Raw genomic sequence first — 14105 nt, forward strand, 5'->3', positions numbered from 1 at the left:
CACCGACACCCATGTGGTGCTGGTTGACCTGCGCCCCAAGGGCGTCAAGGGCAACGCCACCGAAAAGGCCCTGGGCCGGGCGCATATCACCTGCAACAAGAACGGCGTGCCGTTTGACCCGGAAAAGCCGACCATCACGTCGGGCATCCGCCTTGGCAGCCCCGCCGGCACCACCCGCGGCTTTGGCGAGGCCGAGTTCCGCCAGATCGCCGACTGGATCATCGAAGTGGTCGACGGCCTGGCCGCCAACGGCGAAGACGGCAACGCCAAAGTCGAAGCCCGCGTCCGCGCCCAGGTCGCAGACCTCTGCAACCGCTTCCCCATATACCCGAACCTGTAAACGTTGAAAAAGAAAAGAAAACGGCGCTCTTGAGGCGCCGTTTTTTTTGTTGTTTGAGCAGTCGCTTCGATAGAGGGGGATCTGGCCACGCGTCAGCTTGGCAGCCGTCTGAAAGTCAAATCAAATCGCGCCACCACAGAAAAACAAGCAACAGCGCTGTCAGAGCCAACAGATTGAAAGCCAGCCCCCCCAGCAATCCAAGGAACCAGCCCCACCTGCGATCCGCAAGATTGATGCTTCCCAGATGATCCTGCACTACGTCCGACGCCCTGACGAGCTTGGGAGTATCCAGAATCAACCGCATCTTCGGGTGCGACGCCATCGCCTCGGACCGGGCAAGCACCATGGCCTGCCGGTACACCCGGCGCGGCAGACGTCGTTTTGCCTTTCGAATGGATGCCTCTAGCGTCTTGTCGCGCACGCCAAGCTTGGCACGCAGCAAGGCCACCGTCTCGGCGATCCGGGTCTGAATGTCTGGGTCCTGAGGCATTGGCTCTCTCCTGCCGCCGCAATCTAGCCTGCACCACAAAGACCTACAATGGGGCTGGTGATCCGCTGTAGGCGCTTGTATCACGCAAGCTATGCTGAACACGATTGTACATGGCGAACCGACCGCCCGCCCCCCGCTGGTCATAGCACACGGCCTTTACGGATCTGCTCGGAATTGGGGCGTCATTGCCAAAAGGCTTTCAGACGAACGGCAGGTTGTGGCGGTGGACATGCGCAACCATGCTTACAGCATGTGGGACCCGAGCCACGATTATCCCCATCTGGCACAGGATATCGCCGAAGTCATAGAACAGATCGGCGGCGTGGCGGATGTTCTTGGGCATTCCATGGGCGGAAAGGCTGCCATGACCCTGGCCCTGCGGCACAATGGGTTGGTGAACAAGCTGGTGGTCGCCGACATTGCGCCGGTTCAATACTCGCACAGCCAAATCCAGTTCATCGACGCCATGCGGGCTGTTGATTTTTCGCGCATCGCCCGCCGGTCGGACGCGGAGATGCAACTGGCCGAACAAGGTGTTGAGAAAGCGTTGCAAAGCTTTTTCACCCAATCGCTGGATATCAAGGGAAAACGATGGCTGCTTAATCTGGATGTTCTGGCAGCTGAGATGCCAAAGATCATGGGCTTCCCCAAGTTGGACGCCACATGGGATGGCCCCGCCCTGTTTCTGTCGGGCGCGGCATCGGATTATGTCCTGCCGGAACACCGCCCTGCAATCCGCTCACTTTTTACCACCGCGCGTTTCGCGAAAATCCCAGGAGCGGGTCATTGGCTGCACGCCGAAAAGCCACGTGAGTTCGAAGCGGCGGTCCGGACGTTCCTGAACGCCTGATCAGGCGCCCCTGTACAACCGCCGGGCCACCATCCAAGACACCGGAGCAGCGATCACAGCCCCGGCAATTGCTGCGCCGACAATTGCGCTGACAGAGACCAATCCAGCAGAAAGCACGGCGATTACGGCAGAACCTGAAATGGCAGTGGCGATCAGTGAATATAGCATGGTGGCAAGGCGAAACATGGCCGGGTGTTCCTTATGATGACTTCCGGCCAAACATGTCTCGATTCAAATGTGTTTTGCATTGATTTGCATCAGATGCGGAAACCTGACGCTTCATGAACCTGTGACTTCGTAACTACCGTTGACCCCGATCCGCCGGCCCGCCAAGGATGTGGAGCGCGTGAAAACCCAAGTCTTGTGCCGTCAAAGGTACACACGCTCCCCTTTACGCTTTTCCCAAAAGGATTAGCACGCGACTTGAGGTAGATGAACCAACGGACTGAGGAGCCAAGGTTATTGCTCGCGAAACGCGCGCGACATGCTGTCCGACACAGGTTTGGCGATATAAGCTGCAAAAGTTCGTTCTTCGGTTTGGATCATAATTTCCGCAGGCATGCCGGGGGTCGGAACAAAGCCGCTCACCCGATGTAGTTCGTCCGGGGTAAGTGAGATGCGCGCCAGATACACCTCTTTTGGAACGCCAGCTGCCTCTTCAAGCAGTGCGTCGGCTGAAACATAAAAAACTTCTCCGTACAGAACCGGCGTTGTGCGCTGATTGAGCGCGATCAGGCGGACAGAGGCGGTCTGCCCGGTTACCACACTGTCAATCTCGGTGCGCGGGATTTGCGCCTCAATAATCAACGGCGCGTCGGCAGGCAGGATTTCGGCAATGGGTTCGCCCGTTTCGATTACGCCACCTGGCGTATGATAATGCAGGCGAACCACTGTCCCGGTCACAGGGGCCCGCACCACGGCCCGGTCCAGAACATTGCGGGCCTGACGGGATTTTTCGCGCACGCTTTCCAGATCGGCCTCGACCACGCCCAATTCATCCAGTGCTGCCTCGCGATAGGCGGATCGGGTGCGTGTAATCTGTTCCTGGTACTTTAAAAGCATCTGATTGATTTCAGCGGCCTCCGCCCGCAACCGGGCCTGCTGTCCCTCGGCTTCGGCCTGCACACGCCGGATCGTGTTCAATTCGCCCTTTCGAACCAGCCCTTTCTGGAAAAGCTGATTCTTGGACTCGTATTCCTCCTGCAAGATTTCGGCACGTGTGGCCATGCTGTCCAATTGAGCCTCAAAGCCACTTGCCCGAATCTTCAACGCTTCCATGTTGCGTTCCAATAGCGCCACATCATTCAGCAAGGTCTTGCGCGACACATCAAAGCTGAGCATTTGACCGTCGAGAATGGCCATGACTTCCACGTCTTTGGAGGCCTCGACCAGATCTGGTGTAAAGACCAGACGATCCCGTTCCCCATATTCCGCCAGCAACCGCTCGGTCATCGCCTGCAAGCGCAGTTTGCGGATGAACAGCTCGCGCTCATTGGCCTGGGCCGAGGTCTGATCCAGCGTCATCAGCACCTGACCTGCCTGAACCGATTGCCCCTCAACAACCTTGATGTCTTCGATGATCCCGCCCTCAAGGTGCTGGACGATCTTGTTGCGTCCAGTGGCGACAAAACTGCCCTGCGCAATGACCGCCGCCGCCAGCGGGGCGCTGAAAGACCATACGCCAAAACCGCCGAAACAGACGACCAGCATAATAGTACCGATGACAATAAAACGGTTGATCGAGCGCGGAACTTCCGCATACCAGACGTCTGGTTCACCGGCAGAGTGCCTTACGGGTACGAGGTCATTCATGGTCAGCCCCCCTGTTGCCCTTCAATTCCAGTCCGTTTGCGCGGCCCGTTGATCTGCTGAAGAACCTGCTCCCGCTGCCCAAACAATGCGACGCGCCCATCGGTCAGCAACATGATCTTGTCGACCACGTTCAGCAGCGTCGGTTTCTGCGTAATGACGACCACGGTGATCTTGCTTTCACGCGCCTGTTCAATGGCGCGCCCCAAGGCTTTGTCCCCGGCGACGTCAAGGTTCGAGTTCGGCTCGTCCAATACCACCATTCGCGGGTTTCCAAAAAACGCCCGCGCCAGCGCAATGCGTTGTTTCTGTCCGCCCGATAAAGGCGATCCATCAGCGGCCACCACGGTCTCATACCCCTGCGGCAGGGTTGCGATCATGTTGTGTACATCAGCCAGAACAGCGGCATCGTGGATCTGTTCGTCCGTGGCGTCGGCCCGCATCCGGCCGATATTGTCCTTGATGGTTCCAGGGAACAACTGCACATCCTGTGGCAGATAACCAATGCTTTCGCCAAACTGGCGTGGGTCCCAGTTGCGGATATCCATCAGGTCCAGCCGCACACTTCCCGACGTGGGCAGAACGGACCCGACAAGGGTTTTGCCCAAGGTGGTTTTGCCCGCACCGGAATTGCCGATAATCGCCAGTGTTTCGCCGGGGGTGAGTGAGAAAGTAATCCCGTTCAGAACCACACGTTTGGTTCCGCCGGGGACATAAAGCAACCGCTCTACATCCAACCGGCCTTCGGGTCGCGGCAGGCGCAATTTCTCGTGTTGCAGAGCCGAGGTTGACAGCAGCGCCTTGATCCGCCCATAGGCCGCGCGCGTCAGAAGGTAACTGTTCCACCCTTCAATCGAACCTTCGATGGGCGCAAAGGCGCGCCCGGCAATGATCGAGGCCGCAATCACCATGCCGCCGGTAATCTCTCCCTGCAGTGCCAGAAATGCGCCCCATCCGAGAATGCCAATCTGTGTCAGCAGGCGAACTGCGCGTGAAATCGCCGCGAAGATCACGTTTCGATCCTGCGCGCGTACCTGCCAGGTTAGGGATTGGGCGGTGTCCCGCCCCCAGATCCGCACTGCTTCGGGGATCATGGCCAAGGCGTTGATAATCTGGCTGTTGCGCGACATGGAATCCAGATGCAGGTTTGCCATGGATTGCGCCCTGTTTGCCTCGGCAAAGGGTTTGGCTGTCATTTTCTGGTTGACCAGCGCAATCGTCATCAGGATCAGCGCCGTCACCACGACGATCATGCCCAGTTGCGGGTGCACGAGAAAGATCATCAGAATGAACAGGGGCGCGAATGGCACGTCCAGAAACGAAATCAAAGTTCCCGAGACCAGAAAACCGCGCAGCTGCTGCAAATCGCCGAGCGTCTGATATTCGCGCCCGTTTCCATGCAACGACGCGTGCGCAGCAGCACTAAGCACCGGTGCACCCAAACGAACGGCAACCTCGACGCCGGTTCGCATCAGCGTAAACCGCCGCACCGCATCAAAAGCAGACTGAAAAATCACGGCCCCGGCGACGATCGCCGTCAACATGATCAGCGTATCCAAGGATCGGCTGGTCAGAACCCTGTCACTGATCTGAAACAGGTAGATCGGGATCGACAGGATCAGAATATTGGTGGCGCAGGTCAGCACCAGAACAAATGCCAGGTTACGCCGGATCGCCCGGATCGAATCCCGCAATGTGCGCTGGAAATCCTCGGGCGGGGTGCGCTTGTGAAAGGTTTGGGGTGGCCCGTTCCCGTCACCGCCGCCGGCTTTTGTCCGCAACAGTGGCTGGTTTGCCTTGGCCTCGATCGTTGCGCCCATGTGATCCGCGCCGGACGCGCGCGCAGAGGGGGTCTTGCGCGCTGTCGTTTCGTCTGCGGTTGCATGATCCGGGCCGTCAGCATCAGCCACCCCGTCACCACCGCCCGCAATGTCCTTGTCTTGCACGGGCTGCGGCGCCGCGCACCGATGGGGAGGTTCAGCGCACGGTAGTTCACATGAGTGTTTCTGGTCTTTGGCCTGTTTCAACACATCGTTTTCAACCGGCCGGTTTTGATCTGGTTCAGGCACTCGGAACTCCTGCGTCAGATGCAGTCGGGTGGTGGCACCTGTGGCCCGTTTTGCAGGATCTGTCCCAGGTTCGGGATCCTGACGCTTCAGACCCAACCCGCCTTGCCTGTCCAGCGGGCTGGATAAAGGGTGGCGGCGCGACGAAAAAACAAACGACATGTAGAAACCTTCTGGTCACTCGGTAAAAATCTTGGGGGATCAGGCCAGCATGGTTTGCAGGCCGTCGTCAGGTGTTGTTGCATCAAGAGCTGGGGTATTCAGTGCCAGGGCCGCATCCGGTTGCGCGACGGTCATGTCACCCATGATGGCTGCAATTGCCTCATTGGTCATCGCGGTAATCTCGTCGTTGTCCGGCATGTCGATCAGGCTGGCCTGATGCAGCAGCAGATCGGAATACGACCCGTCAGCTGCCATGACTGTCGAGTCCACACCCATCTTGGTCAGATGCGCGGTGTTCAGCATGGCGTTGCTGCCCGCGACTACATCGGCCCCGGCAGCATTCGGGCCGGACAGGTCAATATCATCCTGATCCAGCATCATCGTGGCCTGATTGACGATGTTCACCTGTATAAGATCGCCGTCGATCTTAAGGACGCGCAACTGCTCCATCCCGGCGAACATCGGATCATTCAGAAGCGCGTCTTCCAACGCGTCCATGTCCATTTCCGGTATGGCAAGCGCGTCCGCCATATTCTGTTGCATATCCTGGTGAATGTCCTTGCCGATCGTTTTGACCGACGCGTCGTTCATGAGCAGGTTTTCATCACCGTCCATTATCGACGCGGGCACTCCACCGCTAATGATGTCGTCATCCATAAGGGCCATGGACTGAACCAGCATATCGACTGAAATCATGTTTCCGCCGATCATGATCAGATCGTAGTAGCTGCCCAACTGCACAATGTCGGCGACATTGTACATTTCGTTGTCGCCCAGCACGTAAAGCGTGGATGTGGCTGAAATTTCGGTCTGAATGTGATCGATATCGGTGGCATCAATACTCTGGTTGATGAAATTCGCGACCACCAGATCGCCGTGAACCCAGTCCACAACAACGTATGCGGGCTGGCCGCCTGTTCCGTAGGCATCGTCCAGCCAGGCGGCCTCTTTGCCTTCGACTTCGATCACCGAAGACTGAACCAGGTTGGTACCGCTTCCGGCATTCATGGCGCCCACGTCCCAATCGGAAACAAGCGCGACCTGACTGATGACCGTCAGATTGATGGCCTGCCCGCCTACAACAATGTACGGAGCATCCACCCAACCAATTGTCGCAGACACTGCATTTATCGCCAGATTGCCACCGGTCACCACCAGATGCCCGTCGTCAAAATCGGGATCCTTGGACTGATCCCATTCGGCAGGCCACGGCGTTTCCGCTTCATCGCCAGTCGCCTCATCCGGCTGATGGAAAGCGGGCAGCAGGTCGGTCCATTCAGGTGCTTCGGCCATGTGCTCGCCATTGACGATCACACCCAAGGCATCATTGCCATGGAACTGATACACGGTGACGCCATCCACATCCCCGTTCATCGGGTTCAACATCTGTTCGGCCAGTGCCTCGACCATCTCGAATGACTGGTAATCCGCGAGTGAAAATGACGGGCTTGCTACGGCATGAAGTGACAACGCCATGTCCAGCATCTGCTCACCTTTCGCGATCAGCGCGTCCGTGTCGCGAAATTCACCCTCGCCCACCGTATCGTTGTCACGCAGGAAAACCTTTTGCATGGTGTAACTTACCGCCGACCCCAACGGCACGTTTTCCGGCTGCAGAATGACAAGTGTAGGAACGGATGACGGTCCAATCGTGTCGTCCGGGACAAAACGCTCGGAAACCGGCCCATCTCCCCCAAGGATAATCACCGATTCATGTACAGGCCCCTTCGGCGCGTCTGGTAGCGGCAGGTTAGGTTGAGGTGGGGCAAAATTGTATGGGAGGAGTTTGTATTCGCCCACCGGGATATCAAGATCGGCCCTGATGTGGATCGCAGCAGGATCGTCCAGCCCGTCAATTTCTGCTTTTCGCCTCAGGGCGGTGAATTCGTCATACTGGTCCCGCAGCCGGGCCTGTTCGATCGTAAGTTCAAATGTTCCAACAAAATGCGCTATCGTTTCCGTAATTGCGTCAAGGGCCATGTCGGTCATCCTTTTTCACCCGCACCGGCCAGAATTTCCGCTTTGGGTTCAGTTGGGCCGGGGCCACTGCACGCGGCCCCGGCATTTTCGAAAATAGCGAGGCCCGATAATGCGGGCCTCGCCTTATGACTTATGCGTCGTTGTCGTCGCTTGCGTAGGACGAGGTCATCGAGCCACCGACCATGGTCGTATCGACCGAGTTGCCAAGCACGTTGGCCCCCATGACGATCGACTGGTTAAAGGCCGAGGTGTCGACAACAGCCGCTGCCGAGGCATAGGACTCACCGCTCACGATGCCATCGCCACCGTTGTTCGAGCCCCAGCTGCCACCGTTGCCACCTGCGCCACCGTCACCTGAATAGGCACCGGCCGCGCTGCCGCCCGTGATGGTTCCACCCATGGTGTCACCGGACATGGCTGTACCGGTCGAGTATCCGCTGGCTCCGCCATTTGCGGCGGACGCGCCGCCGGCACCACCGGCACCCGAGCTGGCCGCACCGGTCGCATCGCCCGACCCGGTCGATGTGGCATCGTTATCGGACATGCCCGAACCACCGTATCCGGCGATTGCTTCAGCAAGGCTGTCGGCGGCTCCGTTTGTATCGGCATCGCCGAATACATCCGCCGCTCCGCCATCACCGGCGGTATTGGCTGCATCGGCAGATCCGGCACCGTTGCCCGAAGACGTGGATGTGGGCGTCGTTGTGCCGCCTGCTCCGCCGTCACCGTCTGCTGCAGACGTACCAGAACCCGCTGCGTCCGCTGTGCCGTTGGCCGAATTGGATCCGCCATTACCACCGCTGCCATCCGTGTTCTGCGAATTGCTGGACGCACCGTTCACGTCACCTGGGCTTTGGTTGATGTCAGGCCCGCTTGCGGACTGGTCGCCAACACCCTGCGCATCCGAATCCGCGTCAGCGGTTCCACCGGAACCATCGCCGCCCGAACCGTCACCGCCTGAGCCATCGCCACCAGAGCCATCGCCGCCCGAACCGTCGCCACCGGTTCCGTCACCACCAGTTCCATCACCACCTTCGCCCGCTTCGGCATCAATCATGCCAAGCTCTTCCTGCAGGGCCATGATTGCAGCTTCGACCATCGCAGCAAATCCGCCTTCGCCGTCACCGCCGGTTCCGTCACCGCCAGTGCCGTCGCCACCGGATCCTTCACCACCGGTTCCTTCGCCGCCCGAGCCTTCACCGCCGGTACCAGGTCCGCCAGTTCCGTCGGCCGAGCTGTCCGCGCCGCTGTCAGCGCTGCCCTCTGCAGCGTTGCTGCCCGCGGTCGCATCATTGGCTTCGGTAGTGCTGTCACTGGAATTCGACGACGAACCGTCCGTCGAAGCGCTGCCGTCACCACCGTCTGATCCTTCGGCGTCTACGTCATTGCCGGCCAGACCAAAGCCTGTGCCGCTCGAGTCGGAATCGCTGTCGCCGCCATCGGCGCTACCCGAGGCATTCGAGCCAGACAGACCAAGGCCCAGTCCCAGACCAAACGAATCTGCGCTTCCGCCGTTACCGCCGGTTCCGTCACCGTCAACGCTTGTGCTGCCGTCGTTGTCAGCAGAAGACGAACTGTCAGCGTCGCCGCCGTCGCCGCCAGTGCTGTCACCGTCAGCCCCTGCGCCGGACAGGCCGACACCAATGCTGGCGTTATTTGCGTCACCGGTATCACCGCCTGCGCCGCCACTCGAATCCGCGTCGGCGCTGCCGGTATCGCCACCGGCACCAAACGCATGGCTGCCCAGCGTGGTCGAGTCTGCCGAACCACCATAGCTGGTACCACCGTCGCCCGAATCTCCACCACTGGACTTGACGCCGATACCTTCTTCAGCGTTGGCGGTACCGCCATAGGCGCTACCATTCTGATAGAAACCGGAATTGTTCGAAACCGACGCCGATTCCAGCGTGTCGTCATCGCTCAGGCTGGCCACCTGACTGTTGACGGCCGCCATCGCGGTTCCGGCACCATCCATTGAGATATCGACATTCATGTCATCGCCAGGATCATAGTTCAGATCACGGCCTGCAGTGATTACGTCGCCAACCGACGCGTTATCTCCGAAGTCCAGATCAACCTGATCGTCATCGCGCGGAATCCACTCTCCGCCACCAAAGTCGATATTGATCGCATTGCTGTTTGAGTTGTCGTTGGTGTTATCTCCGGCATTGAGCGTCTGGTCCTGATCCTGACCTTGATCCTGATCCTGGCCCTGATCCTGACCTTGGTCCTGGCCTTGTTCCTGACCCTGATCCTGGCCTTGATTTTGGTCTTGGCCCTGATCGTTGGAGTTTTCGACATTCTGGTCCTGCTGCTGCTGTTGTGCAGTCAGATCAGCTTCAACAAACGCCTCATCAATCGGGATTTCAACATTTACCGGAGCTTCCAGGTTTTCGACATTAATTTCGTCGACGGTTGTTACGTTTGTATTATTCACATTACGTCTCATGACAAATTCCTATTTCTGGAACGCCAGACCGCCATTCATCTAAAAAGCGGCATCAGGCGAGTTTGAAACAAAAATACCCGCGCAGCACTTGAACGCGCTGAAAGCGGTCTGTGGAAGTTTCTAAATGGCCACCTCCTTTCCCGGCTAAGCCGAAAGCGCGACGGTTCATGAAGGTTGCTTAAATACGCAATGACCGGCGCGACAGGGACAGGCGCTTCGACAATTGAAGCCCAGCCATGTTCGCAGCGACGCACGCCCACGCCTAGCTAGTCGAAAGTTTTGAGGTAGTTACATCATTGTTTTTATTACTTTCTTTTAGAAAGCGCCTAAATTTGCGTACGCCTGCCCCGCATGACCCACCCATAAAAAGTCGCAACAAAATAATTCAATTGTTTCCGCTAGTTGCACAAAAATCCAAGCGGAAACCTAACCGAAAGTTCTATGGTACGGGCTATGGAAACACTCCTCCCGGTTGTGGAAAACCATGCTTTCGAGTATAATAAAATTTAATTACCTATTTGATTAGTTAACTATTTCAGACCACCAGAATTCAAATAAGCAATTTTTGGTTGACCCTGTTTGCGAGGGAATGTGATGAGTGCGCCATTGATAGATGAAACTGCCAATCAGGATCTTTATTCAGAAGATTTTTCGGTTGTCTTTATTGGAAAAGAATTATTCTACTCCAATCAGACCCTAAGAAGCGTTCAAACTGAATTCGGAGTTCGCGCCCGACGGTTTGAAACCCTCGAAGCCATGAGCAGCCAAGCGCCCGGTTGCAGCAAGATCGTTGTTGTTGATCAGATGATGCTTGAAGACCTGCTGGCGCGCCCAATGGCCTATACCAAAAGTACCGGATCCGGCTGTCTTGCCTTTGCCTATCGCAAAGAAGAATCAGCCCGGCATATGTTTGAATCCTGGGATCGCGCGCAGTTCGGCGAAGTTGGATTTCTGCCGATGAATGTGGCGCCCGATGCTTGGCGTGCCATCCTCAGGCTGCTGATGCATGAAGAATTGTACCTGCCCAGTTTCCTTGCCGATTGCGTCGCCTTTCCAGGCCAGCACACTCGGGACGTCCCGAACCGACCAGTGACAAGTGCCCCCAATGGTGTCGACCAGCAGTCGCGGTACCTGAAGCTGACGCGTCGCGAAAAGCAGGTCCTGCAACTTGTCTCGCAAGGCAAAAGCAACAAGTTGATTGCGGCCAAGCTGGGAATTACGGAACATACGGTCAAGTTGCATATGCACAACGTGGTTGGTAAGATCGGTGTCAGCAACCGCACCGCTGCCGCGCATTTCTATTACGAGGTTGCGCCGCACGAGGCGCAGCAATCCGCCCTTGACTGACACGTTCGAAGCCCGGTTCGATCGCCTGATCCTTCTGGTTGGCAGGCTGAACTATATGTGGACCAACACCGAAAGCCTGCTGATCCACCTGATCGCGGGCCTTTCCGGAACGTCGAAAGACGTGGCCGTCATTATTTTCCTGACCCTGAACACAACCCGCGCGCGTATTGATCTGGTCGAACGGCTTGCCAAGATGGAGGGAAGACCCGCGCAGGTTCGTGACCCGATCCTCGAACGCACGCAACGGCTCAGCAAGCTTTCAGGCATTCGAAACAAGTATAACCACTGCATCTATTCATTCGATCAGGAAAGCGGAAACCCGAAAACAATTCTGATGCGGATTTCTGACCGTAAGACCGATATCAGACTGGGGCGCTCGGACACGGTAGATGATGATGCGCTTCGCGAAATCGAGACAGTCGTCAATCAGTTGTCAGCCGCGAACAAGGACATCTGGAGGCTGATCCGGGAATTGGGGTATCCGGTATAGTCCTGGTCATGAATATGACGCCATGACGACGTAGGCTGCGCTTCACAGCATTTTCGGTCCCGAAGGCGCGCAACCCGGGCAGCGGAATGTTCCTTTCGAAAGTGCCTGGTGCGGGCGGTGGGACTCGAACCCACACGGGCATACGCCCTTCAGATTTTAAGTCTGATATGTCTACCATTCCATCACGCCCGCATGGCGCGGCCCTTTCGGACAGTGCAACGTCCTTACAAGCACAACGAGATGATAACAATGTGCTTTGACCTGCCAGATCAGGAAAATTAGCAGGCAGCCCCGAAGGAAGTCACCTGCGCGCAACGGCACCTCGATCACATCCTCAGGCTTTGGCGTGGTCCGACACATCCCCAGGTCCGATGCATCGGATCGACTGACGGTGCCCCTTCCGGGGAACGTGTTTTCAATACCAATCCTTTTCCCGTTCTATCGGGGAACAAAATTTGTCGCGGCGCAAGCGTACATAGCTCCCGACACTACCATATTGTATGAATCTGATTACCCAAAACCTGAGTCTCTCATTTCTGTACCAGAGCCACTTTCATGTCCCAACCCTGTTTCGGACTTGTTTTTTGTTACTGTCCAGCGAGTTAGACCTGAGTTCCCCTATTTCCCGATTGAAATGCCCATATACATGGCTACTCCGGGGAACAACGGTAAAGGACGGTTCCGCCCAACTCGGACGGAGGCAGGTAAAGCCTCAGTGTCAGATCGGGACGTTATAAATTTCAATGATTTGGTGGTGCCCCCACACGGACTCGAACTGGGGACCTACTGATTACAAATCTTATCATCCTATTTTCGATAGCATAATAGCCAATTCGATTGGGCAGTATATTTCTTTAAATAGCAGTAGTTTTTGCGTGTTGAAGTTTCTATAAGACCCTTCCCAACTCTCCGCACTTTGCTTACCTTGCGCTTACCCACTCCGTCGGAGACCAATATGCCCAACGTCAGATTAACAAAATCAAGTGTCGATCGCCTTTTAGCAACAAACCGGGACACGATCTATTGGGACGACGGTTTGCCGGGTTTTGGACTCCGCGTGAAAACGACCGGCGTCAAAAGCTTCTTAGTTCAATATCGCAACAAACAAACCGGTCGGTCGAAACGCAAGACACTTGGGCGATATGGGCCGACCTTGTCTTTGGGCGCCGCCCGCGAAATGGCACGCGCGCTTCTTGCTGACGTGGTCCGTGGCGGAGATCCTGTCGCGGACGCTCAAACGCTCAGGCACTCACCAACGGTGAACTCACTTGCCGCGCAATACATGACCGAACACGCGGAGCCAAAGAAACGCCCCGGTAGTGTTCGGAACGATCGGTCGATGCTGGACAGACACATTCTCCCCAGGCTTGGGGAGCTAAAAGTCATCGAAGTGACGCATCAGCATGTTCAGAAGCTTCACAACCAACTGCGCGATACGCCGTATCAAGCCAATCGCACTCTGGCGCTCATGTCGAAAATTTTTGAACTGTCTGTGCGCTGGGGTCAGCGTTCTGACAATCCGGCACGCGGCATAGAAAAATTCCCCGAGGAAAAGCGGGACCGCTGGCTGTCAGACGATGAGCTGCAAAGACTTTTGGTAGCTCTGTCAGAGCATCCAAATCAGGTTGCAGCGAACGCTATTCGCCTGCAGCTCCTAACAGGCGCACGGATCGGCGAAGTGCTGAAGGCAAAATGGGAAGACTTCGATTTGGACCGCGCGGTATGGACAAAGCCGTCGCACCACACAAAGCAAAAGCGACGAGAGCACCTGCCGATTTCGTCAGCAACCTGTGATTTGCTTGCGGCAATGAAAGCAGGGGCATCTCCTGAAAGTCGTTGGTTGTTTCCGGGACGCTCTCCGGACCAACCGTACAAAGATCTGAAGAAATTTTGGAGCTCGGTCACCACATCAGCAGGTCTTCAAGACTACCGTATCCACGACAATCGGCATACGCATGCGTCGCATCTCGTTTCCAGCGGTCTGAGTCTGCCTATAGTCGGTCGATTGCTTGGACACACGAACCCGTCTACCACGCAACGCTACGCGCACCTCGCAGATGACCCGTTGCGGCAGGCAGCGGATGTGATGGGTAAGAAGATCAGCGGTGGCAGTTCCTGAAAC

10 protein-coding genes, 1 tRNA gene and 1 pseudogene are annotated in these 14105 nt (G+C 56.8%); 5 read left to right on the forward strand and 7 right to left on the reverse strand.

Annotated features, from left to right (window positions below; all coding sequences use genetic code 11):
• Window positions 1-340 (forward strand): annotated as a pseudogene (gene glyA / locus ACR0BF_RS19775) (serine hydroxymethyltransferase); the annotation flags it as partial.
• Between the two features lie 115 nt (window positions 341-455).
• Here glyA and ACR0BF_RS19780 read toward each other — a convergent pair.
• The gene (locus ACR0BF_RS19780) at window positions 456-830 is read right to left on the reverse strand and encodes a hypothetical protein (RefSeq protein ID WP_209507997.1); all 375 of its coding nucleotides are present in this window, start codon (window positions 828-830) and stop codon (window positions 456-458) included.
• A 91-nt stretch (window positions 831-921) separates the two neighbouring features.
• On the opposite strand from ACR0BF_RS19780, the gene ACR0BF_RS19785 reads away from it, so the two are divergent.
• A complete protein-coding gene (locus tag ACR0BF_RS19785; protein ID WP_480623726.1) occupies window positions 922-1680 on the forward strand; it encodes an alpha/beta fold hydrolase in 759 nt (252 codons plus the stop codon).
• Here the strand turns inward: ACR0BF_RS19785 and ACR0BF_RS19790 are convergent, their stop codons facing one another.
• The 5 genes from ACR0BF_RS19790 to ACR0BF_RS19810 all read right to left on the reverse strand — a co-directional run bounded on the left by ACR0BF_RS19790 (window position 1681) and on the right by ACR0BF_RS19810 (window position 10134).
• The gene (locus ACR0BF_RS19790; RefSeq protein WP_480623727.1) at window positions 1681-1866 is read right to left on the reverse strand and encodes a hypothetical protein; all 186 of its coding nucleotides are present in this window, start codon (window positions 1864-1866) and stop codon (window positions 1681-1683) included.
• Window positions 1867-2139: 273 nt separating this feature from the next.
• Window positions 2140-3492, reverse strand: a complete 1353-nt coding sequence (locus tag ACR0BF_RS19795; protein WP_480473560.1) for an HlyD family type I secretion periplasmic adaptor subunit — start codon at window positions 3490-3492, stop codon at window positions 2140-2142.
• 2 nt (window positions 3493-3494) lie between these two features.
• Window positions 3495-5717: a type I secretion system permease/ATPase gene (locus tag ACR0BF_RS19800; protein WP_480625625.1), complete on the reverse strand. Its 2223-nt coding sequence runs from the start codon at window positions 5715-5717 to the stop codon at window positions 3495-3497.
• A 39-nt stretch (window positions 5718-5756) separates the two neighbouring features.
• On the reverse strand, window positions 5757-7697 hold the full coding sequence (locus ACR0BF_RS19805; protein WP_480625626.1) for a type I secretion protein: 1941 nt from the start codon (window positions 7695-7697) through the stop codon (window positions 5757-5759).
• Window positions 7698-7827: 130 nt separating this feature from the next.
• Window positions 7828-10134 carry a hypothetical protein gene (locus ACR0BF_RS19810; protein ID WP_480625627.1) on the reverse strand — a complete coding sequence of 769 codons (2307 nt, stop codon included), beginning with the start codon at window positions 10132-10134 and terminating at the stop codon, window positions 7828-7830.
• Window positions 10135-10740: 606 nt separating this feature from the next.
• Here ACR0BF_RS19810 and ACR0BF_RS19815 point away from each other — a divergent pair.
• Window positions 10741-11493 carry a helix-turn-helix transcriptional regulator gene (locus tag ACR0BF_RS19815; protein ID WP_480625628.1) on the forward strand — a complete coding sequence of 251 codons (753 nt, stop codon included), beginning with the start codon at window positions 10741-10743 and terminating at the stop codon, window positions 11491-11493.
• Window positions 11486-11983, forward strand: coding sequence for a hypothetical protein (locus ACR0BF_RS19820; RefSeq protein WP_480473566.1), 498 nt, complete (start codon window positions 11486-11488; stop codon window positions 11981-11983). The genes ACR0BF_RS19815 and ACR0BF_RS19820 overlap by 8 nt, the downstream gene beginning before the upstream one ends.
• A gap of 106 nt (window positions 11984-12089) precedes the next feature.
• Here the strand turns inward: ACR0BF_RS19820 and ACR0BF_RS19825 are convergent.
• Window positions 12090-12175, reverse strand: a tRNA-Leu gene (locus ACR0BF_RS19825).
• 763 nt (window positions 12176-12938) lie between these two features.
• On the opposite strand from ACR0BF_RS19825, the gene ACR0BF_RS19830 reads away from it, so the two are divergent.
• Window positions 12939-14102 carry a tyrosine-type recombinase/integrase gene (locus tag ACR0BF_RS19830; protein ID WP_480625629.1) on the forward strand — a complete coding sequence of 388 codons (1164 nt, stop codon included), beginning with the start codon at window positions 12939-12941 and terminating at the stop codon, window positions 14100-14102.
• Window positions 14103-14105: the final 3 nt, after the last annotated feature.

Source organism: Ruegeria sp. AG7 (assembly GCF_056541545.1).

Coding starts and splice junctions, on each gene's coding strand:
- ACR0BF_RS19800 (WP_480625625.1), bottom strand. CDS start 5,717: ATGTCGTTTGTTTTTTCGTCGCGCCGCCACCCTTTATCCAGCCCGCTG.
- ACR0BF_RS19780 (WP_209507997.1), bottom strand. CDS start 830: ATGCCTCAGGACCCAGACATTCAGACCCGGATCGCCGAGACGGTGGCC.
- ACR0BF_RS19790 (WP_480623727.1), bottom strand. CDS start 1,866: ATGTTTCGCCTTGCCACCATGCTATATTCACTGATCGCCACTGCCATT.
- ACR0BF_RS19805 (WP_480625626.1), bottom strand. CDS start 7,697: ATGGCCCTTGACGCAATTACGGAAACGATAGCGCATTTTGTTGGAACA.
- ACR0BF_RS19815 (WP_480625628.1), top strand. CDS start 10,741: ATGAGTGCGCCATTGATAGATGAAACTGCCAATCAGGATCTTTATTCA.
- ACR0BF_RS19830 (WP_480625629.1), top strand. CDS start 12,939: ATGCCCAACGTCAGATTAACAAAATCAAGTGTCGATCGCCTTTTAGCA.
- ACR0BF_RS19795 (WP_480473560.1), bottom strand. CDS start 3,492: ATGAATGACCTCGTACCCGTAAGGCACTCTGCCGGTGAACCAGACGTC.
- ACR0BF_RS19785 (WP_480623726.1), top strand. CDS start 922: ATGCTGAACACGATTGTACATGGCGAACCGACCGCCCGCCCCCCGCTG.